Genomic DNA, 20,656 nt, shown 5'->3' with positions numbered 1-20,656 from the left:
AGTTGGATACATTCAAACCAACCGTAGCAGGCTACGTTTTGTTTTCGAACGAAAAACAAACCCGTCTATGCTACCGTTTGTTTGGTGAGTGTGTATCTGAAGAATCGATTCACGGTAGGGGCGTCTTGCGTGCCCTCCGAGCTCGATTTGCTCCCTGATTTTGACAGCGCGCCCGGCGGTCACGCCCTACCACCGGATCGGCCTCATCAGGTAGGGCGTGACCGCCGGGCGCCGTTCTGACTCCCGAGGAATTCTGTGTATCCGAAGAATCGATGCACTGTAGGAGAGGCTTTACGCCTCGATTGACCGGCACATCGAGGCATAAAGCCCCTCCTGCAGGAATTGAAAAAGGACGCAGCCCCGCCCGATATTCCTATTTATCCGGCCCCGGCCTTCCGGGTGGCCTTCTTCGCCTTGACCGGCGGGCAGCTGCGGCCGTCCGTCCAATAGCCGTCGACGAAGGACCGGACCGGCACTGCGGGAAGGCCGAAGATGTGCTGAGACATGAAACCGGCGACCATGTCCACCGCCAGCCGGCCGACATCGAGGTGGTTCTGGGTGATGCCGGCAATCGCCCCGTCTGTCCCCATGCAATTGAAATCCGCCACCGCGAGATCACGGGGGATCCTGATCCCGAAAGACTCCGCCATCGCGATGATCTCGGCTGAATCGCCGAGGACGGCGTCCGGCTTGTATTGGTCGAACCACTGCTTGAAAGCCCTGGATTTCGACCGGATATCCTCCGCCCCGGCGTAGCGCAGCTCCGGGATCCGGTCTTCGGGTTCATGCTTCTGTTGTTCCCAGAGGTAGGCGATGGCCCAGACGTCATCGAGCATCTGCTCCCAGCTGTCGGGAAGGCACAGGCCGATCCGCCGGTAGCCAAGCGCACGGATCCTCTGCATGGCCAGGCGGGTGATCTGGAGCTGGTTGTTGGTGATCGAGGCCAGCCGGGGGGCCAGCGGTTCGTAATCGATCTTGACCGCACAGAGATGATCCCAGGGGAGTTCGATCGACTCGGTGTGAACCAGGAAATTCGCCAGGATCAGACCCTTGATGTTCCGGGTCAGCAGGATCTTCGACATCCGGGCCGCAGTCATGCCGGCCTCCCCGAGACTGAAATGCTCCAGCTTGTAGCCGAGCCGGTGCGCCCGATCGTGAGCACCCGTCCAGAACATGTTCTTCGTCGGGTTGCTTCTCCAGCCGTCCGCCGGCTTCCAATCCGTGAGAAAGGCAATGACCGGCGGCGACTTGCTGCGATAGAGGGAATTGCGGTACTCGACCAGGGCGACGAGAGCCGGATCCCGGGTGTAGCCCATTTTCTCCGCCAGTTTCTTCAGGCGCTCGCGGGTCTTTTCGGGAATGCGCGGGTGATTGCGCAAGGCCATCGAAACGGTGGTGGGGTGCACACCGGCCGCTTGAGCGACATCCTTCAACGATACCCGACGGTCCATCGTTCTATCGGTAGAGCATCGACCACCGTAATCAACAAAAACCCGTAGCCCGTCTCGCGAAACCCATTAGCCCAGCTAAAGGTGCGAACCGGACTCCATGAGTGTATCCTTTGGGTTGCCAGCACCGGGGCAAACGGTAGCCTCGACCACATGAAGACCCTCCGCCTCGGTGCCCCCCTCCACGAAGCCACCGAATCCCCGGAACAGTGGATCGCCACCCTCCGCCGGCACGGCTACCGCACCGCCTACTGCCCTATCGGGTTGGATTCGGACATCAGCGAGATCCGGACCTGGCGCGACGCCGCCGACGAGGCGGACATCATCATCGCCGAAGTCGGCGCCTGGAGCAATCCGATGAGCCCGGATCCGACAGAGCGGACCGCCGCCCTGGAAAAATGCCGCCGGTCCCTTGAGTTGGCCGACCAGATCGGTGCGCGCTGCGCCGTCAATATCGCGGGGTCCGCGGGCTCCAAATGGGACGGCCCCCACCCCGATGACCTGAGCCGCGACATGTTTGACCGGGTCGTCGAAACGGTCCGGTCGATCATCGATGCGGTGCGTCCCAAGCACACCTGCTACACGCTTGAGCCCATGCCGTGGATGTTTCCCGATTCGCCCGAAAGCACCCTGGAGTTGATCGCCGCCGTCGACCGGCCCGCTTTCGGCGTCCATATCGACATGGCCAATTGGATGAACTGCCCGCGGCGCTATTTCTTCAATGCGGATTTCACCCGCGAATGTTTCCGGAAACTCGGTCCCCATATCCGGAGCGTGCACCTCAAGGACTCGATCCTGCGGGACGGCCTGACCACCCATATCGACGAGGTGCGGCCGGGCCTTGGCACCTTTGATTTCGGCACGCTCTTCGAGGAGGTCCACCGCCTCAACCCCGACCTCCCGATGCTCCTCGAGCATCTCCCGAGCGCCGAGGAGTATGAACTCGCCGCCAAAGCCATCCGCTCAGCCGGCAACGCCGCCGGCTTTGAGCTCTGAGGACGGTGTAGGCGAACCCTGCACCTACTCAGGCTCAAGGTCCCCGGCGGCCGGACGGTCGGCCAGCAGGACGGCCTTGTCCTGGCGGATGCGCCCGCCGGGAATGGTCACATCGCCCCCGATGATTCGCGGAAGCATCCCGACCTTCTCCGCCCCGGTCACCACCCAGAGGATACACCGCGCGCGATTGAGCATCGGGAAAGTCAGCGTCATCCGCCGCCGGCCCAGGTAAACCCCGGTCAAAGCGACATCGCGGTCGGTGATGTCGAGAACCGGATCATTCGGCACGAGGGAGGCCGTATGGCCATCCGACCCCAAACCCAGATGGGCGAGATCAAGGACCGGAGGCCTACCCGCAATGCCTTGAAGCGTGATCGCGTAGTCTGCGGCCGCCGCCTCAAGGTCGGTCTCGTCCACCGGCATCGCGTGGATCTGACCGGGCGGCAACGGAGCGTGGGACAGAAGGCTCTCCCGCAGATGGGTCAGGTTCCGGTCCGGGTCACCAGCCGGTGCGATCCGCTCATCGACCTGAACAACATGCACCTGCTTCCAGGGCACATCCTCATCGGCCAGGGCCCGCAGCATCTGCCACGGAGTCCGGCCGCCGCTGATCGCCATGATGAACCGACCGCGCGCGTTGACTGCAGTACGGGCTTCCCCGGCGATGAACCGGGCTGCCCGCCTGGCCACGGCATCGGCATCTCTATCGATCTGGATTTTCATCTCTTCCCTCTTGAGGACTCTTTCCATTGAGCGCGATCCGGAAGGCGGAGTCCACCCATTCTTCCATCGCCCCCTGCCAGCCAGGTCGGAACGCTTGTTCGGCATCGATCCGAGCGATTCTCCGATTTGACAAGCCCGGTTTGAAGAGGAGATTGCCCGTTTTCAATAATCCACTCAAGGAACAGACGATGGACACGACCAATTCACCCGACTCGATACAGCTCGAAACCGCCACTCTCGGAGGCGGCTGCTTCTGGTGCCTGGAAGCCATTTTCAAGCGGGTTCCCGGAGTCCATCAATTCGGACCCGGCTATGCGGGGGGACACGTCAAGAACCCCACCTACCGCCAGGTCTGCGAAGGCACCACCGGCCACGCCGAGGTCATTCAGGTGACCTTCGACCCTGCGGTCCTGAGTTACGAAGCCCTCGTCGACCTCTTCTGGGAGGCCCATGACCCCACCACCCTCAACCGCCAGGGACCGGACTCCGGAACCCAATACCGATCCGTTATCTACACCCACAACGACGCCCAACAGGCGATCGCCGAGGCCTCCCGCACCCGGGCGGCCGCCCGTTTCACCGATCCGATCGTGACCGAGATACTTCCCCTCGACACTTTCTATCCGGCCGAGGACTACCATCAGGACTACTACGATCGCAACCCAACCGCCGGCTACTGTGTCTACGTCATCCAGCCCAAGATCGAAAAACTGACTGCCAAAGGAAAGATCGGCTGAGTCGCAACGGCGGGGACGTCGCTCAACCGCGCCCTACTTCAAGGACTTGAGGGTTCAACCCTGACGGACCGATTCCGGTCCTCCACTAAACGGTTTCGTCGACATCCCAGCCGAGCGCTTCATAGTGCCGGCGACGCGCCTCCCTATCCCGGGCATGTTCGGCGCCGGCATGGAGCGCAACGTCCTTTGCGATGGCCGAGGGCACCACGATGACACCGTCCCCATCCGCCACCACGACATCGCCCGGACAGACCGTCACCCCGCCCACGGCGATGGGCACATCGTGACCGTCGTACTGGAGCCGGCCCTGCACCATCGACTGGGCGACCGCAGCACTCCAGAAGGGCACCTTCTGCCGGATGATCTCATCGGTGTCGCGCACCCCGGCACTGGACACGAATCCCCGAATCCCGCGACGCAGGGCATTCAGGGTATTCTCAGACCCCATCAAGCCGGCAGATACCCCGCTCAGGTCAATGACCATGAAGTCCCCCTCCTCAATCGTCTCCATCCAGGGATAGCGACAGACTTCGCCATAATACCGCCCGGACCAGGCGGCGTATTCCTCGGGACCCAGTTCAGGCACACGACCCGCAAAAGGCAGGTAGCGCGCCGTCCGGGCGATGCCCACGGCCCGTGTCCGCCAGAGGGGACGGATCACCGGACTGACCGATCCGGTGTGATGATAACCCATCACGTCCATGCCGTCGCGCACATCCGCCACCCGAAGATCCGCATACAATTGAAGCAATTCCGCCCGCAGATGCGTATTCATCAATCCAGGCTCGCAAGAATTGACCGCTCCCGCAACCCTTCCGCCAGTCTTTCTGAATCTGCATCACCGCGAGGCGCATCCACTGCCCCGTTGGAGGTCGCCCAAACCACATGACCCAGGCACACGACCCTTCAACTCTGGCCGCCGCCGCCATCCGGTTCCTCAATTCGCTCGATCGTCCCTCCCGGGAACTCGCCCAGCGGAGCTTCGACGATGCCAATCGCGTCGACTGGAGCTTTATCCCACGCCCGCGCGCAGGGCTAGGCCTGAAGTCGATGTCCGATGTCCAGCGCAAAGCCGCTTTCACCCTTCTCGACGCGACCCTCAGTGAATCCGGGGCAGCCCGAGCCCGTGCCATCATGGAGTTCGAAGGCATTCTCGGACGGATCGAAGGCAACACCCGCTTTCGCGACCCCCAACTCTATTTCTTCACCGTATTCGGAGCCCCCTCCGCAACCGCTCCGTGGGGTTGGCGGATCGAAGGTCATCACCTTTCCCTGAACTACACCTCGGACGGACGCGGCGGCGCCTCAATCACCCCGGCCTTCTGGGGAGCCAACCCGGCCCGGGTTCCCCATGGTCCGGAGACGGGGCGCCGCGCCCTGCCGGCCGAGGAGGATCTCGCCCGGGCCCTCATCCTCTCCCTTGAACCTGTCCAGCGGGCGGAGGCCATCATCGACGAGACAGCCTATCCCGAGATTCTATCCGGCACCGATCCGCGTCCGCGGATTCCGGAAGCTGCGGGCATCCGCGACCGCGATCTGACCGCGGATGAGCAGAATACCCTCTGGTCCCTGATCCGGCTGCACCTTGATCAATGGGAACCCGGGCTCACGGCGCTCGCGCTCGAACGGATCGGGCCGCCGGCCGAAGCCGCGATCCGCTTCGCCTGGGCCGGGGGACTTCTGCCGGGCCAGGGACACTACTACCGGATTCACGGTGCGTCCTTTCTGATCGAATACGACAACACCCAGAATGACGCCAATCACATCCACACGGTCTGGCGGGATTTGACCGATGATTTTGGATACGAACGGCTCGGAGAGCACCTCCGGAAGGACCATCCCTGAGAGGTCGCCGGAACGAAAGGGTCAGGCGTTCAGCGAAACCTTTTCAACGATCTTCAGGCCGTAACCGTCGAGCCCCACCAGGTTCCGGCTTGAGCTCGAGAGAAGACGGATCTCCTTGAGCCCCAGAGAAGCGAGGATCTGTGCCCCCACCCCATAATCCCTCAGGTTCATCGAGGCCGCCTGAACCCGGCCCGGCGCCGATTGGTCGGGTTTCTCCATCGAGAGTCCGCTGTTGGGCTGTTCGATATAGACAAGCACCCCGCGGCCTTCCGCCGCAATCCGTTGCATGGCTCGCTCCACCGAATGCCGACTGGCGATGTCACTGGATCGGAAGATGTCTCCGAGTACATTCTCGCTGTGCACCCGGACCAGGGTCGGCTTTTCATCGAGGGAACCCTTGGTGACCGCGAAATGTCGGCGGTTGTCGAGGATATTGCGGAAGACGTGCAGTTCAAAGTCGCCCCACTCCGTGGCCAGGGCTTGCCGCGCGATCCGCTCGACCAGGCGCTCCCGGCTGAAACGGTATTCGATCAGGTCGGCAATGGAGATCAGCTTCAGTCCGAATTTCGTCTTGAACTCGATCAACTCGGGCAGCCGGGCCATGGTGCCGTCCTCATTGAGGATCTCGCAGAGGACCCCGCATGGATTCAGCCCGGCGAGGACCGCCAGATCGACCGCCGCCTCGGTATGTCCGGCCCGCTGCAGCACGCCACCCGGACGCGCGCGCAGAGGGAAAACATGACCGGGACGGACGAGTTCATGCGGCTTGGTTTCCGCACCAGCCAGCAATCGTATAGTACGACACCGGTCATAGGCGCTGATACCCGTGGAAATTCCCTCGGTGGCGTCCACGGAAACGCCGAAATCGGTCCGGTGGGACTCCCGGTTTTCCTGCACCATCGGGTGAATGCCCAGACGCTCCAATTGGAAGCCGGGCATCGGCACGCAGATCAGCCCCCGGCCGTCACGGATCATGCGATTGACGGTCTCCGGAGTGGCCTTGTCGGCCGCCATGATGAGGTCGCCTTCATTCTCCCGGCACTCGTCGTCGACAACGACGATCAGTTCCCCCGCCGCAATCGCCGCAATCGCGGATTCCACCGAGTCGAAAGGGCTCTTGTTGATCTGTTCGGCCATGGCAAAACCCGGACTCTAGCCAACCGCCTCCCAATGGGAACCCCAAAACTCGGGGCCAAAGGGGTCATTGCTTGACTCTTGACAAAAGCCGGTGGCCTTTTGTCAAGAGTCAAGCAATGACCCCTTATCCGTCACAGCAATGACCCCCTATCCGTCGCGGGTGAGCTCAGCCGGCGGCGTCCTTCATGATCGCCATCATGGACTGCTCGACTTCGCTTGCGACTGGGGCCAGTGACGGCACGTCATACATGCCCAGCATCTTTTCCGGCTTGATGGTGGCGAGGACGACCTTGCCGCCCTCTTCGTAGACCGAAATCCGACAGGGCAGCGCGGTCGATATCTCCATCTTGGCCTCGAGCACCTTCTTGGCCTGATGAGGGTTGCAGACCTCATAGACCCGGCATTCACGATCAAAAGCCACACCCTTCTTCGCCATGGTCTGGCGCAGATCGTGTTTGCCGATCAGTCCAAACTTGTGGGCGGGGACAGCGACCTCCAGATCCGCACAGACTTGATCCAGGCTCTTTTTACTCAGGACGGTATAGACCATAATCGAATCACCTTTCTTTCGGGAGACGGTCTCCACGACCATCGTTTCAGAAGCCGCACACTAGTTGCCCGCGGACGGATACGCAACTCCGGCTTCCGAATTGAACAGCGGCATCCGACCGGAAGTGAGAACGCCGGACGGTGCGGGGTGCCGATCAGGGCCGCCGTGCTTCGATCTCGATCCGGGCCTTCACCGGATCCGGACCCTCAGGCATCCCGAAAAGTGCCGGCGGTATCGGCACATTACCCTCCATCGATTGGACCAGGACGGTCCGGACCAGGCTCGTCCCGCGATAGACCTCATACCGAAACGGCAGCATCACTCCCGCGACTTTCCGGTAATCCAGGTAGAAGGTGTCGAGTTCGATCTGCGCCCCTCCTCCCCTGCGGACGCCCGACCGGCAGGCAATGAGAAAACTCTCCCCGTCGATCAGGATGCTCGATTCCTGTCCACCGCCTTCGACCAACTTCAGGCGGAACACCTTCTGTCCATTCAACGTTTCCTCACCGATAAGCGTCAATTCGTTGCCCTTTCCCCGGGGGTTGATCAGGGGGCCGGTAAAGTCCGCGTCGCTGATGAACTCACCGGCCTCGACCTCGTTCATTTCCTCCGGAAGCGCATAGATGGTCTCCGGAAACCAGGTCCAGGGCGGATTCTTCCCATCGTAAGACTGGACCAGCACCCTCTCCCCAATCGTGCTCTCAATCCGCAGGCGGTTCGGAAAGGCGGCCCATAACTCGTAGGGTGCCCGCTGCCGACTGATCAGCACGATGCCGGAAGCTCTGAGCGTATTCAGCCGTCCCAGCGCCTGCGTGCCTCCGATCGCCTCGCGATGTCGGGCCAGGATGGCGTCCAGGTCCAGATCAGCCCCTTGAACCGTGAGGACAAGGATCAGGAATCCCCACCAGGCCAAAACCTTGAAACTGCTTCCCACCAACAACCGTATTATTCAGGATCAACTCAGGTGCAAGCCTGCCGGGGATCCGGAGGCGAGCCGCGACCCAATCCTCAACCCAATCTTCAACCCAATCTCCTGAAATCATGACACACCACACCCTGAAAAACATCTGCATCTTCGCCGCCCTGATGGCGGTGCCTTCACTCCCGGCCGCCAAGAAGCCGGACGTGCGGATTCCCATCGCCGACAACGCCAACATCGTGGTCGAGTATGTCGAATTGCTCCGCACCACCGATATGGGAGGCCTTTATCCCGCGGGTGCGGAGACCGACCGCCGGACATCAATCGGTCGCATCTTCGAGGAGGCCTTTGCCGATGGGGGCTACAAGGTCAATATCGAGACCGTTCCGAACAATTCCGGCAAAACCGGCGATCTGACCATCACCATCATGATGAGCAGCTGGGAACTGAACCGGATGGGCGAATACGAATGCCGCTTTTCCGGAACAATTGCCAACGGCGACCAGAAGATCGACCTCGGCATGTTTGTCGGGACCTACACGACCATCGTAGTCAGCTCGTCGCAGAGCACCAAGGCCTACGACACCGCCGCCCGCAAAGCGGTCGACAAGCTGCTTAAGCACTTCTTCCGCGCCTGAGTTCCCGATTCCGGCTGAAGAAACCCCGCTCTTGCCGGCAAGGCCCTGTCAGGTCCCGCACCTGGCAGGGCTCCTCATTCTGAAACAACAGCCGGTGCCGACGTGAGCAGAGCGACTCCGGCATTCTTTTCCTCGAAGAATCGCACCATCCACTCGCTCGGGAAGAGCACCACCGCCGACCCCGCCGCATCGAAGGCCACCGCTGCGCCGCTTGGAAGAACCAATCCATCGTAATCGGGTTCAGCCCCTTTGAAATCGAGCCAGCGAAGCAGGCTCCATGAGGCCGACTCGAGCCGGGACTCCGCGCCGTATTCCAAATCCAGACGGTGACGGAAAACGTCAAACTGCAGCGGACCGACCGCGGCCAGCAGCGGCACCGGGTTGAGTGAGTCCTTGAGATTCAGCGACTGGACGACGCCTTCCTGCAGGAGCTGATCCAAGCCGCTCCGGAACCGCTTGTCGTTGGATTTGTTGGGATTGGAAAGAAAGGCGAAGCATTCCGGAGGGAAGCGGGGCATTTCCGCATAGATGATGTCGGGATCTTCGGTCAGGGTGTCTCCGATCCGGAAATCGCTGTGTCCGACCAATCCGAGAATGTCGCCGGCGAAGGCCTCGTCCATCGTCTCGCGTTCCTGCCCGAAAAGGCGGTGTGAACTGCTCAGTCGGTGGCGGCGCCCGGTCCTGGCGTTGACCACCCACATATCCCGATCAAAACGCCCGGAACAGATCCGGATGAAAGCCAGCCGATCCCGATGTCTGGGATCCATGTTGGCCTGAATCTTGAAGATGAAACCGGAAAATGTCGGACTGTCGGGCTTGATTGTCCGTTCACCGGTCCGTCGCGCCATGGGGCCGGGCGCAAGGTCGAGAAAGGAATCCAGAAGCAGCTGCACTCCGAAGTTGTTGACCGCACTGCCGAAGAAAACCGGGCTCTGGGCACCGGAGAGGACTGCGGCGGCGTCAAACGACTCCCCGGCCATGTCGAGCATTTCGATCTCCTCCCGGACCTGATTGCGGATGGATTCATCGAGTTTCCTGACCACAAACGGATCGTCGAGACCGGCGATCGATACCGGAGACCGGTAGGCACCGCCCGGGGTCCGCTCAAACAGGTGGACCGACTGGCTCTGCCGGTCAAAGACACCACGGAAGTCCACCCCGCCGCCGAGAGGCCAATTGACCGGGCAGGCCTTCAGGCCGAGCACGGACTCGAGCTCGTCGACCAGGGCGAGCGGCTCGCGGATCGGCCGGTCGCACTTGTTCATGAAGGTGAAGATGGGAATGCCCCGCTGTCGGCAGACCTCGAAAAGCTTGCGGGTCTGTGTCTCGATGCCCTTTCCGGCGTCGATGACCATAAGGGCTGCGTCCACGGCCGTCAGCACCCGGTAGGTGTCTTCCGAAAAATCCTTGTGCCCCGGTGTATCCAGGAGGTTGACCGCACAATCCCGGTATTCGAACTGAAGGACGGTCGATGTCACCGAGATGCCGCGCTTTTTTTCCAGTTCCATCCAGTCCGAAGTAACCGAACGCTGGTTCTTGGAGGCACGGACCGAGCCGGCCAGCTGAAGGGCTCCCCCATAGAGGAGGAACTTCTCGGTCAGGGTCGTCTTGCCGGCATCCGGGTGGGAGATGATGGCGAAGGTGCGACGGCGGGAAATCTCGTGATTGAGAGACACAGGCTCCCAATTGAGCCAACCCGGGCGCCGCTGGCCAGTCTCGAATTAGGGCGATCAGGTTCCGTAGAGACGGTCGCCGAAATCCCCGAGGCCCGGGCGGATGTACTTCCGCTCGTCCAGACCACGGTCCAGCCCGGCCGTGAAAATCGCCACTTCCGGAAAACTCGCCTCCACCCGGGCCACCCCTTCCGGTGCGGCCACCATGGCGATCAGCCGTACATCGTTCCCACCGGCATCCTTGAGCAGGGCGATGGCCTGTTCGGCCGACCCCCCGGTGGCCAGCATCGGATCCACCACCAGGACACAGCGCCCCTCGAGAGGTGGAAGTTTGCAGTAATACGATCGCGCCTCGGCCGTTTGGTGATCGCGCTCCAAACCCACGTAGCCGACCGCCACCTTCGGGAAGAGATCGGTGACCGTGTGCAGCATGCCCAATCCCGCCCTCAGGATCGGAACCACCACCAATTCCCGGGCAAGGGCCGAACCCTCGAAGCTCTCAAGCGGCGTTTCGACCTGGTCCGGACAGGTCTCCAGATCGCGGGTCGCCTCGATGACGAGGAAGGTGGTCAGTCGATGACAGAGCGCTCGGAAAGTCGCCGCATCCGTCGTTCGATCCCGCAGACGGGTCAGCAGGTGTTTTGCAACCGGGTGATTGAGGACCGTCAGTGCCATGGAGGAAAAGAAGAACCGATCCGCTCCATTGTCACAAGAACGGGATCCACTCAATCCATCAACTCAACGGGATCAACCCGCAGCTCCTTCGCCCTGACTGTTTCGCTTCACGATCGACCAGATCAAGGCAAGTGCCGGGGCACAGACCGCGTCGCCCGCCGCCACCAGGCGATCCACCTCCGCCGGAGCAAACCACCGCCCCTCCTCGATCTCGTCCGGATGCAGCACGAACGGGCCCTCCGCTTCCCCTCGATAGACCCGGACAAATTCCTGACCGGTTTCCCGGCAGGCTCTGATCCGGGCAAGGGGGCTCAGCGGGCTCCCGATCTCCCAGCCGAGTTCCTCCCGCACCTCGCGAACCGCGCAGGCATCGTAGTCCTCCCCCGCATCGAGGTGACCGGAGGCTGATGAGCCCCATCGCCCCGGCCAGGTGTCCTTGATTGTGGAACGCTTCTGCAGGAAGACCTCGCCGCGCGGATTGAAAAAGAGAATATGGACAGCCCGGTGCCTGAGCCCCTTTCGGTGGACCTCGGACCGGCGCTCCTGACCGATCACCTCGTCCCTTTCGTTGACCACGTCAAAGACCTCGTCTCCCACATCCTTCATTTTCATCCTTCCTTTCGATGCGTGACGGGCGTTAGTCTGCCCGACCCTGATTTCCCAAACCTTTCCAGACCGAAACACCCATGGCAAAAGTTGATGTCGATGTCGTCGCCAGTATCCTCAAGGAATCCGAAATTGAGCCTCAGGTGGTTGCGCAGATCATGCGGAAACTCCAGCAGGAATTGAAGATTCAGGAGGAAATGGCCGAAGCCACCCGCGAACCCAGGGTTAAGAACCAGTATGTCGTTTTGCTGTCGGACCCGCTCAACCAGGTCGCGGCCGATGATCTTGTCGCCTGGGTGGTCCAGATCCCCGAAATGGACAGTCCCGCGTCCATCACCGAACGCATTGTCCGGGCCACCAACGAGTACAACAACGGCCGGAAAGGCCGGAAGTTCCCGGCCAAGAGCATCGGTGAGGCCTGTGAGATCGTGGCCGCGAAATTCCTCAAGCCGGAACGCATCCAGATCAAGACCAAGCTTCCGGTCAGCGTGATCAAGACCGACAATCAACTGCCGGAAGCGAGACCGGCCAGGATCGGTCTCGAGGACCTCAGAGGGTAACCGTCCGGTTACTTTTTGTACCAGTCGCCGTTGGGCGCCTGGAGCCAGACTCCGGGGGCTGAACGCTGACGGATCTGCTCCGCCCGGCCTTCCCCAACAACGCCGATGGTCAAACCACTGCGCGAGGCAATCATGCCGTAGATGGCGCGCCGGTCTGCGTTTTCGTCAGCCAGCACCTTGCTCTGCTCCGGGTTCAAGCGGCCCTTCTGCTCGAGAAATCCACGGTTGGTTTCGCCGACGAGTCCGGCCGTCTTCAGGGCATCCACGGCGGGCACGCGGCTGATCATGCGGTTCTGCACATCCGCCTCGGACTCGGCATAGCTGGTCGCCGAAATCATCAGCCCAATGATCAGGGTCAGGAAGGAAAGGATTCGAGTGTTCATGGCGAAAAGGGGTCAGGAACCGGACTCGGCCGAGGGCGCCGGGACATTCATGGTATCGGAAGCGGCGTCGATCGCCCCGAAGGCGTCAGTGAGCTCGCGCTGAAGCTGGACCTTCAGATTGACATCGAGGGTCATGTAAATCGGGTCAACGGTGCTGTGGGTTGTCACGGATATGCATCCGCTCAACGAGCCCGCTGCAATGAGGCCTGCGAGAATCGGTCGTCGTTTCATTCGATGGGTGGGTTCAGATGGGACCGCCTGATCAGATCCCGAGTTCCCTCTCAGCCCGGATAATTCATCACAAGGAAGCCAGCCGCAACAGGAAATTCAGCGCCTCCGACACGGTTCCGTTTACGTTCGCGGTGACGACATACGGAACAACGGCTCTTGCCGTGACCGCCTGGCCCGAGAGGTGGATCCGGACCGGAGTCTCCGGCCAGGCCGGGTCAAAGAGGTCAACGGTCAGACTCTGGACCTGCATGTCTTTCAACCCATCCTCGGCCAATTCGAGCGGCAGGAGCCGCAGTTTGTCCATCACCGTCCGGGGCTGCTCACCACCCGTCAACAGGCCGTCCGCCTCATAATGAAACCGGGCCGGCAGCGAACCATCCAATTCGAGATGACCCTGTTGTGTCTCCACCCTTCCCTTTTTCATTCGAAACGGGACCGATCCGTTAAGAAGACCCTCGAAGCGGCCATTGAAGAAATTGAGATGGTCGACGAGCGCGCCGGCGTCGAGTCCCTTCACCCTCACATCCATTTCCACCGACTGGTCCGCGATCGAATAGACAAATGGATCGATCTCGAAATGCCCCTTGAACATCTCGAAGGAAAGCGCCGAGACCACCACCCGATCCGGATCGGGAATGCCGAAAACAACCCTCCCGTTCTGCAATTCCAGATCCGTCGCCGCCAGTCGATCAAAGGTCCAGATCAGGTCGGGCCGGGTCCTCAGACTGCGCAGGGATTCCAACACCAATTCTCCCTTCAGGCCATCAAGATGGACATTCTGCGGGGGGAAAGCGATCGAACCGTCCTGAACACTCATGCCTCCGGTCGCATCCCAGTTTCCGTCAGGAGACCACTCCGCCTGAAACCGACCTTCGAGGGTCGCATCCAGAGACAGACCGGAAACTTGAGGCAGGTGACGGGAAAGAAGATCCGAGTATTCCAATCGCAGAGCTTCCATCGCGACACCGCCATAGATCTTCTCCACTTCGCCGTCCGGGCCAAAGCGGATCGAATCGGTCAGAACAAGGACGAGTGGCACCCCGTCAAAAGACGCCTCCAGGCGGCCGGATCCGTCAGACGCAGGCCCGCCGGTGGTCTGCCGGTGGTCGAGACGGACCGACGTCAGTCGCTCCACGCCCAGACTGACGGTCGCCGCCTGAAACAGGAGATCCAGTTCCGGCCCGGCCATTCCAGTCTCCGCTTCCGTCCGGCCCCATCGGCCGCTCAGATCAAACCATTCGGCGATCAATCCGCCGGGAAGTTCCAATCGGTCGCCGATCACCTCAAGGTTCGCGGTCAGCGGTCCGGGCCGTTCGATCCGGTCCCGTAGCGGCCCATCGAATAACCGGCCGATTTGCTCGGAAGACTCAAACGGAAAGGCCATCGTCAGATCGATGCCGGAAAGCTCGGCCACCCCCGAATCCGTCCGGACGACAGTCGGACCGAAAGCCAGGGTCAGATCGGCCAGAAACCTTCCACCCGGCTGCAGTTCCACGGTTGCCGTCAGTTCCCCGCCCGCCTCGACGGATCCGCCGTTCGCCACCGTCCAGGCGCCTCCACCCTCCGGCAGGCCGATCCTCAGATCGGCCTTGATCCGTTCGGTCTTCAGTCCGGACAATCCGATCGAAAGCAGGAGATCCGAGCCGGTCACCAGGGCGGAGTCTTCACTGGACCCGGTCCCAAAGACTACCCGTCCCTTCCCGGAAACCGTATCAAATCCGTCGTCCCCGAGTGGCGCTCGCAGGACGACGTCGGTCAAGACCGGCCGGGCCGGGCCGGATGGAGCCAGGCGCGGCAGATCGACCATGACTTCATTGCTTTGCGTCCGCACCCCGATATGGAAGGGATCCCATCCGAGTCCTCCGGCCCGGAGCGTGTCGACATCCACCACGAGAGACGCATCCATCGGAATGGCTCCACCCGTCGGCCATGGTGCGGCCAACCGGAGCCCGACCCGACCCGATGCCGGGCCAGACTCGACATCAACCGCCGGCACCTCGATCTCGAGACGGCGCCCCACCAGGGCTCGGGCCGAAATCCGGTTCGCCGACGCCCGAAGCTCATCGGAATCGATGCGGAGACTGCTCAATTCAAGCGAGACAATCGGATCCGCCTTCACCTTCCACTCCAGATCGGATTCCAGTTCTCCCAATGAGAAATGACGTCCCAGGATCGACAGGCCCACATCTTTCACCGTGGCTTCCAGATCGATGGCAACGGGTCGCAGACGTTCCTGCTCCAGCCGGAACCCGACCCGCGCCGATTCGAGGGAAGGATCGGCTATCTCGAATGAGGTGGGCAGCGATTCCACCCATCCCGGGAAGAATCGTTTGACCGGACCAAGCGGATCACCGCGCGTCGCCCAGCGCCCCTCGATGGTCATCGGCGCGTTTCTGTCCGGGCGGGATATCTCGATCTCTCCCTCTCCCGGTTCGCCGGACAGCAAGAACCGGCCCTCAATCAGCGGTTCCGCTGCCAGTCGTCCCTTCCCTTCCATCCGAAGCGTCTCCCCGGCGTGCCGGTAGCGAATCACGATCTCGGTTGCCCCCAGGACAAAGGGGATTTCAGGCAACCCGGCCCGGATCCCTTCGACCCGTTCCGCCAGCACATCGAGCGTCGTTTCGGACGGGGCCTCCAAGGCGGCATCCACATCGACGTCTATCCGGGTGGGACCCGATTCGACCAGCCGGATCCGCCGCTGCCACCAGTCGTAGTCGACCCGCAGGGAGTCCGCCTCAACCCGCCAGAAGTCACCGGCCAACCGGATCCCGGAAAAGGATGCCGATCGGAGGCCGATCCGGTCGACCGAGACATGGGCTTCGGCGAGACCCGATCCGGCCAGGACCCGGTCGATCGCCATCTGTGCCATCCGGGTCCGTTGATGGACCAACACCAGAACCATCCCCGCCAGAACGGCGAGGAACAGGAGCATCAATCCGACGAGTTTGTTTCGAGTTCGAATCACGAGTCCGCCTCCTCTCCGGGGGACCCTGCCGGCGGTTCTTCAGATATTCTTCACGGCATGACGGAAGGCGACCTCGATCTTCTCGAAATCCTCTTCCGTGTGTGCGGCCGAGACGGCCGTCCGCACCAGATCCTTGCCCGGGGGAACGCCGGGAGCGATCGACATTACGGTGAAAACACCCTTGTCCATGAGGTGCTTCCAGAAAAGGTAGGCACGTTCCCGCGAGCCCAGGACAACCGGAATGGCCGGGGTTTCACTTCCCCAGAGATCGAGCTTCAAATCCTCGAGCAGGGCACGGTAGCGGCGGGTATTGGACCAGAGGCGTTCGAGATGCTCCGGCTCCGTTTGCATCACCTCCAGGGCGGCTCCGGCACAGGCCGCCTGGGCCGGGCTGATCGCGGCGCTGAAGATGGTCTGGCGCGAATGGGTGCGCAGGTACTCGATCACATCATTGCTGCCCGCCACAAAGCCCCCCGTGCTGGAGAGCGATTTGGAGAGACTGCCGCAGTTCACGTCGATCCGCTCGTTCACACCAAAGTGATCGGCCGTGCCCCGACCCTCTCTGCCGAGTACGCCAAAACCATGCGCATCATCCAATACCACGAAGCAGCCATGCGGTTCGGCCGCATCGAGGAAATCCGGCAGGGGCGCGATATGCCCCTCCATCGAATACACCCCTTCAATCGCCAGCAGCTTCGCCGCCGCCGGATCAATCACCTTGAGGACAGCGGCCAGATCGGCCGGGTTGTTGTGGCTGAAACGCTCCATGGTGGCGTGAGAGAGCCGGATGCCGTCCCAGATGCAGGAGTGGATGTTCTTGTCGACCACGATGATGTCGCCCCTCGTGGCAAAAGCCGCCACGGCTGAGAGACAGGACAGGTAACCGGCCGAGGTGATATGACAGGCCTCCTTGCCAAGAAAGGCCGCCAGGGTTTCCTCCAGTTCCTGATGGTAACGGCGGGATCCGTTCGACAGCCGGGCCCCCGTCGTGCTGCTTCCCCACATCCTGAGAGCCCGTTCGGCGGCCTCGATCACTTTGGGGTGACTGGTCAGGCCGAGGTAGTCGTTGCTTGAAAGCATGACCAGTTCCCGGCCGTCAAGAACCACCCGCGTTCCCTGCTGGGACTCGAAAGTATGGTACCAGGGCGCATACTTTCGCCTGAGGACAGAGGCCTGATCCGTCCTGCATCTCTCGGCGATGATATTCCCCGCCTTGTTTCCAAAAAGTGATTTCATCGTTGTTGCGTCGGAACGATTCTCCGTCCGGAACCCTCGATCAGAAGGCCCTTTCGCTCCGAAGTCAACGGACTGGCAAGGATCATGCCGATCGCCCGAAAAAACAGTCGTGGATCGATTTTCCACCAGTAACGGGCGTACCGCCGGAGGTATTCGACCGGCCATTCCCGGCGCCCCCAGCTGATGGCGGAAGGTGCCCTTCTCGAAGCAAAGATCAGGGAATTGGCATCATTATGATCGTGCCGCCCCGGGGACTGGCTGACATGATGCAGGATGATGCTGCGATGGGAGACGAGGATGCGATAGCCCGCCAGACAGAGCCGCACGCAAAGATCAATGTCCTCCATCCCATTGCGGTAATCCGGATCAAAACCTGAAAAATCGCGGAACACCTTCGCGCGCATCAGAAGACAGGCGGCCGACGCCGCCTTTCGCTCCCTGAACGCCCCGCGAGGCGGATAGCGGCGGTTCTTGTGCGCATGGGTCGGCATGCCGTTGAGGTCAAAAAACACCCCGGCATGATCGACCAACCCGTTTCGGGGATTGACCTGCACGTTGCCGACCGCCCCGACTGTCGGCGACGAATCAAGCAGCTCGAGCATCGGTTCGAGCCAGCCGGGAGTCAGCACCGTGTCACTGTTGAGAAAGAGCAGGCGGTCCCCTTCGGCCAGCGACGCCCCGCGATTGACGGACCGCGCAAAACCGAGATTCTGCTCCTGCCGAAACACCCGGAAGACCCCGCCCAATCCGGCCAGAAACCCGCGGGTCTCCTCTCCGCTCGCGTCGTCCACCACGATGACTTCATGGCGGCAGTGAACGGTTCGGGTCAGGCTTTCAATACAGGCTTCCGTCAGTTCCCGGCAATCATGAACCGGAACGATTATGGAAAGTAGGGCATCGCCCGAGGAACTCGAATCCGCCTGCACCATGCCATCGAATGCCCGGCCCTCGTCCGGTGCGAGTCAGAAATCAGGCAAAGCGTTCCCGACCGGGTGCGTTCGAGAGCACCTCATCCGGCAAGCACCCGGAGAATACCCGTCCCGGTCGCCTGCCAGGTCGGCAGGGAACGCTCCCGGGCTTCGTGCGCCAATCGATCGACCGCCGAATCGTCCGTCAGGTAGCGATGAAGGCCGTTCTCCCAAGCCCTCGGGTCATTGACCGGAAGAAGGGCGCAGCCTCCACCTTCGGCCGATTCCCGGTGTGAGGGAAGATCGCTGCACAGCGACGGTGCCCCCATCCAGAGAGCCTCCAGGACTGGAAGCCCGCACCCCTCCGCTCGCGAGGGAAAAACCAGAAAGCGGCACTCCGAGAGGAGACGGTGCAACTCCCCGTCGTCCACCCGCCCCGCATGGGTGACCGGACGGCCCAGACGGCGAAGGCGGCGAACCTGCGCCACCGCCGGCTTGCCGAAATGCGGATTGACCCGACCGACCAGGATCAGGTCAAAGGAAAGTCCCGTGTCCCAAAGCCGCTCGCAGGCTTCGAGAAGAAGCAGCTGGTTCTTGCGGGGTTCCAGAATGCCCACCGAGAGGATCATCCGACCGGTCGAGCGCGCCGCCAGATCCGTCGGCCGTGGCGCCTCGGTGAAATCCGCTCCGGGACGAACGACCGTGATCTGCGGTGCCGGTGCCGCGCCAAGCCACTCCAGGTAGCCTGACAGTTCTCTCCGGCTGGAATTCGAGACGGCAAAGACATGATCGAATCCGGCCAGCATCTTCAGGTAACCGGGGAATCGCGCGACGCTCTTCGGCCAGGTGAACTCGGGATGACGAAGCGGGATGGCATCGTGGAAAACCGCGGCCATCCGGCAGGGATGCCGATTGAGGAATCCGACAAACCCCTTCCGTTCATCCGGCGAAAACGGCTCGCACGTCAGGAACCAGTCGCCGGCTTGCGGACGGACGGGTTCCGCTCCCTTCAACCGCGAAAGGGCCCGACTCCGGTCTCTCCAGACCACCGGAACCCAATCGTCGCCCAGTTCCCGGCCCAGCACCAGACCCAACCGCCGGGCCGTCCGGGTGATGCCTGAACCGTGTCCCTGGCGGGAGGTCTTGGTCACATCAAAAAAGACCTTCATGTGCGTTCAACCCTTCTCCGGAATCGGTCCCGATTTCCCGGAGGCGCCGGAACCAGCTCTCGATATTGACCCTCGCATCGAACTCGCTCTCCACCCAGGCACGTGCCCTCTTGCGTATCTCCCCGGCCATGACAGGATGCTCAAGAAGCGAGCAGACCACCGCCAGCCAGGCCGTATCATCGGCCAGAGGACATAGAAAGCCGGTCTGTCCGTCAATCACCGCTTCCGCCACGCCATCCTCCGGAGTGGAGAGGACAATCGTCCCGACCGACATGGCCTCCCCGACCACATTGGGCAGTCCATCCCGATCGCCGCTCCGGGCGACCTGACCGGTGTGAAGGAGAAAGTCCGAACGGACCATGGCGAGGGCAACCTCTTCAACCGACATCCATCCTGTCAGCGAGACCCGATCAGCCAGGCCATGGCGGTCGATGGCATGCCGGAGGGTTTCCCGTTGCGGCCCGTCACCGATCAGGCGGGCCGTGAAGTCGACGCCGCGATCCCGAAGCGCGGCCAGGATTTCGATCTGGCGCAGGAAGCCCTTCTTCTCGACCAGGCGCCCGACACCGACGAGACGGGTCGGCTCCCGGACCGGCCCGCGCTCGGGATAGGGGGGCACGGGAAGAAGGCCGCGGCGGACGAGAATCACCTTCCCGGGATCCGCCCCCACCTCGCGCAGGCGGGTGGCACCCGCTCCCGTCGAGGTTCGAATCAAGCGGGCGGCCTTCACCTTCTCCCGGAGGAACCAATCGCCGCCGTGTTCGAAGAGATCGTAGGCGTGGGCCTCAAAGGTGAAGGGAATATCGCAAAGCCTTGAAAGCATCCACGCCCCCATGGCCGGGAGACTTCCCCACACCCCGTGAATGAGGTCCGGGGCCGATCGGCGGAAGGCCGGCGCTTCGACGATCGCAAACCCGATCCCCAGCAGGTTCTCGCCGAGATTGAGAATCGAAGGATGATGGTCACCGCTCAGGAGAAGGTGCAGGAATTCAAAAAAGAGACGCGGCCGGGCCGACCATTCGCGCGGAATCTGCCAGAGCAGGCGCCAGAGGCGCCATTTCGAGAACCGGCGGATGGGGATTCCGGCGAAGTCGGGATCTCCCCCATGCAATGACCAGACCTCGATCTCAACATCCTGCTCGTGAATCGCGACAAACTCGCGTTGAACGAATATCTCCGAACGAACCGGAAAGGTCGTGTAGAGGATCGCGATCTTGCGGAGGGCCATCAGGTCATGCGGAAGTGTTCGAAACGGCG

At 61.9% G+C, this 20,656-nt stretch carries 21 protein-coding genes; 5 read left to right on the top strand and 16 right to left on the bottom strand.

The features are described 5' to 3' along the window. Nucleotides 1–377 precede the first annotated feature (377 nt). Nucleotides 378–1,451, bottom strand: coding sequence for a LacI family DNA-binding transcriptional regulator (locus R3F07_14250; protein ID MEZ5277539.1), 1,074 nt, complete (start codon nt 1,449–1,451; stop codon nt 378–380). A gap of 150 nt (nt 1,452–1,601) precedes the next feature. On the opposite strand from R3F07_14250, the gene R3F07_14245 reads away from it, so the two are divergent. Further along, nucleotides 1,602–2,444 carry a sugar phosphate isomerase/epimerase family protein gene (locus tag R3F07_14245; GenBank protein ID MEZ5277538.1) on the top strand — a complete coding sequence of 281 codons (843 nt, stop codon included), beginning with the start codon at nt 1,602–1,604 and terminating at the stop codon, nt 2,442–2,444. 24 nt (nt 2,445–2,468) lie between these two features. Here R3F07_14245 and pgl read toward each other — a convergent pair whose 3' ends face one another. After that, the gene (gene pgl, locus R3F07_14240; GenBank protein MEZ5277537.1) at nt 2,469–3,167 is read right to left on the bottom strand and encodes a 6-phosphogluconolactonase; all 699 of its coding nucleotides are present in this window, start codon (nt 3,165–3,167) and stop codon (nt 2,469–2,471) included. 188 nt (nt 3,168–3,355) lie between these two features. On the opposite strand from pgl, the gene msrA reads away from it, so the two are divergent. After that, nucleotides 3,356–3,904: a peptide-methionine (S)-S-oxide reductase MsrA gene (msrA, locus tag R3F07_14235; protein MEZ5277536.1), complete on the top strand. Its 549-nt coding sequence runs from the start codon at nt 3,356–3,358 to the stop codon at nt 3,902–3,904. An 85-nt stretch (nt 3,905–3,989) separates the two neighbouring features. Here msrA and R3F07_14230 read toward each other — a convergent pair whose 3' ends face one another. Beyond that, on the bottom strand, nt 3,990–4,679 hold the full coding sequence (locus tag R3F07_14230) for an RraA family protein (GenBank protein ID MEZ5277535.1): 690 nt from the start codon (nt 4,677–4,679) through the stop codon (nt 3,990–3,992). A 110-nt stretch (nt 4,680–4,789) separates the two neighbouring features. Here R3F07_14230 and R3F07_14225 point away from each other — a divergent pair, with 110 nt between their 5' ends. After that, nucleotides 4,790–5,749 carry a DUF3500 domain-containing protein gene (locus tag R3F07_14225; protein MEZ5277534.1) on the top strand — a complete coding sequence of 320 codons (960 nt, stop codon included), beginning with the start codon at nt 4,790–4,792 and terminating at the stop codon, nt 5,747–5,749. 21 nt (nt 5,750–5,770) lie between these two features. On the opposite strand, the gene ribB is transcribed toward R3F07_14225, so the two are convergent. The 3 genes from ribB to R3F07_14210 form a co-directional block, all read right to left on the bottom strand. After that, on the bottom strand, nt 5,771–6,886 hold the full coding sequence (ribB, locus tag R3F07_14220) for a 3,4-dihydroxy-2-butanone-4-phosphate synthase (protein ID MEZ5277533.1): 1,116 nt from the start codon (nt 6,884–6,886) through the stop codon (nt 5,771–5,773). Nucleotides 6,887–7,052: 166 nt separating this feature from the next. Further along, complete coding sequence (locus tag R3F07_14215; GenBank protein ID MEZ5277532.1) at nt 7,053–7,478, bottom strand: DUF302 domain-containing protein; 426 nt, start codon at nt 7,476–7,478, stop codon at nt 7,053–7,055. A 112-nt stretch (nt 7,479–7,590) separates the two neighbouring features. Further along, nucleotides 7,591–8,370: a hypothetical protein gene (locus R3F07_14210; GenBank protein MEZ5277531.1), complete on the bottom strand. Its 780-nt coding sequence runs from the start codon at nt 8,368–8,370 to the stop codon at nt 7,591–7,593. Nucleotides 8,371–8,477: 107 nt separating this feature from the next. Between R3F07_14210 and R3F07_14205 the strand changes: the two genes are divergently transcribed. Beyond that, complete coding sequence (locus tag R3F07_14205) at nt 8,478–8,993, top strand: hypothetical protein (protein ID MEZ5277530.1); 516 nt, start codon at nt 8,478–8,480, stop codon at nt 8,991–8,993. Nucleotides 8,994–9,067: 74 nt separating this feature from the next. Here the strand turns inward: R3F07_14205 and R3F07_14200 are convergent, their stop codons facing one another. From R3F07_14200 to R3F07_14190, 3 genes are all read right to left on the bottom strand, one after another. Then, nucleotides 9,068–10,669, bottom strand: a complete 1,602-nt coding sequence (locus tag R3F07_14200; protein MEZ5277529.1) for a peptide chain release factor 3 — start codon at nt 10,667–10,669, stop codon at nt 9,068–9,070. A 54-nt stretch (nt 10,670–10,723) separates the two neighbouring features. Continuing rightward, on the bottom strand, nt 10,724–11,341 hold the full coding sequence (gene upp / locus R3F07_14195; protein MEZ5277528.1) for a uracil phosphoribosyltransferase: 618 nt from the start codon (nt 11,339–11,341) through the stop codon (nt 10,724–10,726). 72 nt (nt 11,342–11,413) lie between these two features. Continuing rightward, a complete protein-coding gene (locus tag R3F07_14190) occupies nt 11,414–11,953 on the bottom strand; it encodes an NUDIX domain-containing protein (protein ID MEZ5277527.1) in 540 nt (179 codons plus the stop codon). A gap of 74 nt (nt 11,954–12,027) precedes the next feature. On the opposite strand from R3F07_14190, the gene R3F07_14185 reads away from it, so the two are divergent. Beyond that, a complete protein-coding gene (locus R3F07_14185; protein MEZ5277526.1) occupies nt 12,028–12,507 on the top strand; it encodes a hypothetical protein in 480 nt (159 codons plus the stop codon). Nucleotides 12,508–12,515: 8 nt separating this feature from the next. Here R3F07_14185 and R3F07_14180 read toward each other — a convergent pair whose 3' ends face one another. From R3F07_14180 to R3F07_14150, 7 genes are all read right to left on the bottom strand, one after another. Next, nucleotides 12,516–12,890, bottom strand: coding sequence for a YdbL family protein (locus R3F07_14180; GenBank protein ID MEZ5277525.1), 375 nt, complete (start codon nt 12,888–12,890; stop codon nt 12,516–12,518). Nucleotides 12,891–12,902: 12 nt separating this feature from the next. Further along, on the bottom strand, nt 12,903–13,121 hold the full coding sequence (locus R3F07_14175) for a hypothetical protein (protein MEZ5277524.1): 219 nt from the start codon (nt 13,119–13,121) through the stop codon (nt 12,903–12,905). Nucleotides 13,122–13,188: 67 nt separating this feature from the next. After that, nucleotides 13,189–16,086: a YdbH domain-containing protein gene (locus R3F07_14170; GenBank protein ID MEZ5277523.1), complete on the bottom strand. Its 2,898-nt coding sequence runs from the start codon at nt 16,084–16,086 to the stop codon at nt 13,189–13,191. Between the two features lie 39 nt (nt 16,087–16,125). Then, entirely contained in the window at nt 16,126–17,322 is a 1,197-nt protein-coding gene (locus R3F07_14165; protein ID MEZ5277522.1) for a pyridoxal phosphate-dependent aminotransferase family protein, read from the bottom strand. Beyond that, a complete protein-coding gene (locus tag R3F07_14160) occupies nt 17,319–18,251 on the bottom strand; it encodes a glycosyltransferase family 2 protein (GenBank protein MEZ5277521.1) in 933 nt (310 codons plus the stop codon). The genes R3F07_14165 and R3F07_14160 overlap by 4 nt, the downstream gene beginning before the upstream one ends. Before the next feature lie 80 nt (nt 18,252–18,331). After that, nucleotides 18,332–19,399 (bottom strand): glycosyltransferase family 1 protein, encoded by a 1,068-nt coding sequence (locus R3F07_14155; GenBank protein ID MEZ5277520.1) that lies wholly within the window; start codon nt 19,397–19,399, stop codon nt 18,332–18,334. Then, nucleotides 19,383–20,627: a glycosyltransferase gene (locus R3F07_14150; protein ID MEZ5277519.1), complete on the bottom strand. Its 1,245-nt coding sequence runs from the start codon at nt 20,625–20,627 to the stop codon at nt 19,383–19,385. Before R3F07_14150 ends, R3F07_14155 begins: the two co-directional genes overlap by 17 nt. Nucleotides 20,628–20,656: the final 29 nt, after the last annotated feature.

This window comes from Opitutaceae bacterium (assembly GCA_041395105.1).
Taxonomy (GTDB): domain Bacteria; phylum Verrucomicrobiota; class Verrucomicrobiia; order Opitutales; family Opitutaceae; genus B12-G4.
The sequence above is the reverse complement of the archived record's forward strand: the minus strand, read 5'-3'. Positions and strand labels throughout refer to the sequence as shown.

Bases quoted from the DNA above. Each gene is read 5' to 3' on its own strand.
- R3F07_14250 (MEZ5277539.1), bottom strand. From the start codon at position 1,451: ATGGACCGTCGGGTATCGTTGAAGGATGTCGCTCAAGCGGCCGGTGTG.
- R3F07_14245 (MEZ5277538.1), top strand. From the start codon at position 1,602: ATGAAGACCCTCCGCCTCGGTGCCCCCCTCCACGAAGCCACCGAATCC.
- pgl (MEZ5277537.1), bottom strand. From the start codon at position 3,167: ATGAAAATCCAGATCGATAGAGATGCCGATGCCGTGGCCAGGCGGGCA.
- msrA (MEZ5277536.1), top strand. From the start codon at position 3,356: ATGGACACGACCAATTCACCCGACTCGATACAGCTCGAAACCGCCACT.
- R3F07_14230 (MEZ5277535.1), bottom strand. From the start codon at position 4,679: ATGAATACGCATCTGCGGGCGGAATTGCTTCAATTGTATGCGGATCTT.
- R3F07_14225 (MEZ5277534.1), top strand. From the start codon at position 4,790: ATGACCCAGGCACACGACCCTTCAACTCTGGCCGCCGCCGCCATCCGG.
- ribB (MEZ5277533.1), bottom strand. From the start codon at position 6,886: ATGGCCGAACAGATCAACAAGAGCCCTTTCGACTCGGTGGAATCCGCG.
- R3F07_14215 (MEZ5277532.1), bottom strand. From the start codon at position 7,478: ATGGTCGTGGAGACCGTCTCCCGAAAGAAAGGTGATTCGATTATGGTC.
- R3F07_14205 (MEZ5277530.1), top strand. From the start codon at position 8,478: ATGACACACCACACCCTGAAAAACATCTGCATCTTCGCCGCCCTGATG.
- upp (MEZ5277528.1), bottom strand. From the start codon at position 11,341: ATGGCACTGACGGTCCTCAATCACCCGGTTGCAAAACACCTGCTGACC.
- R3F07_14190 (MEZ5277527.1), bottom strand. From the start codon at position 11,953: ATGAAAATGAAGGATGTGGGAGACGAGGTCTTTGACGTGGTCAACGAA.
- R3F07_14185 (MEZ5277526.1), top strand. From the start codon at position 12,028: ATGGCAAAAGTTGATGTCGATGTCGTCGCCAGTATCCTCAAGGAATCC.
- R3F07_14180 (MEZ5277525.1), bottom strand. From the start codon at position 12,890: ATGAACACTCGAATCCTTTCCTTCCTGACCCTGATCATTGGGCTGATG.
- R3F07_14175 (MEZ5277524.1), bottom strand. From the start codon at position 13,121: ATGAAACGACGACCGATTCTCGCAGGCCTCATTGCAGCGGGCTCGTTG.
- R3F07_14165 (MEZ5277522.1), bottom strand. From the start codon at position 17,322: ATGAAATCACTTTTTGGAAACAAGGCGGGGAATATCATCGCCGAGAGA.
- R3F07_14160 (MEZ5277521.1), bottom strand. From the start codon at position 18,251: ATGGTGCAGGCGGATTCGAGTTCCTCGGGCGATGCCCTACTTTCCATA.
- R3F07_14155 (MEZ5277520.1), bottom strand. From the start codon at position 19,399: ATGAAGGTCTTTTTTGATGTGACCAAGACCTCCCGCCAGGGACACGGT.
- R3F07_14150 (MEZ5277519.1), bottom strand. From the start codon at position 20,627: ATGGCCCTCCGCAAGATCGCGATCCTCTACACGACCTTTCCGGTTCGT.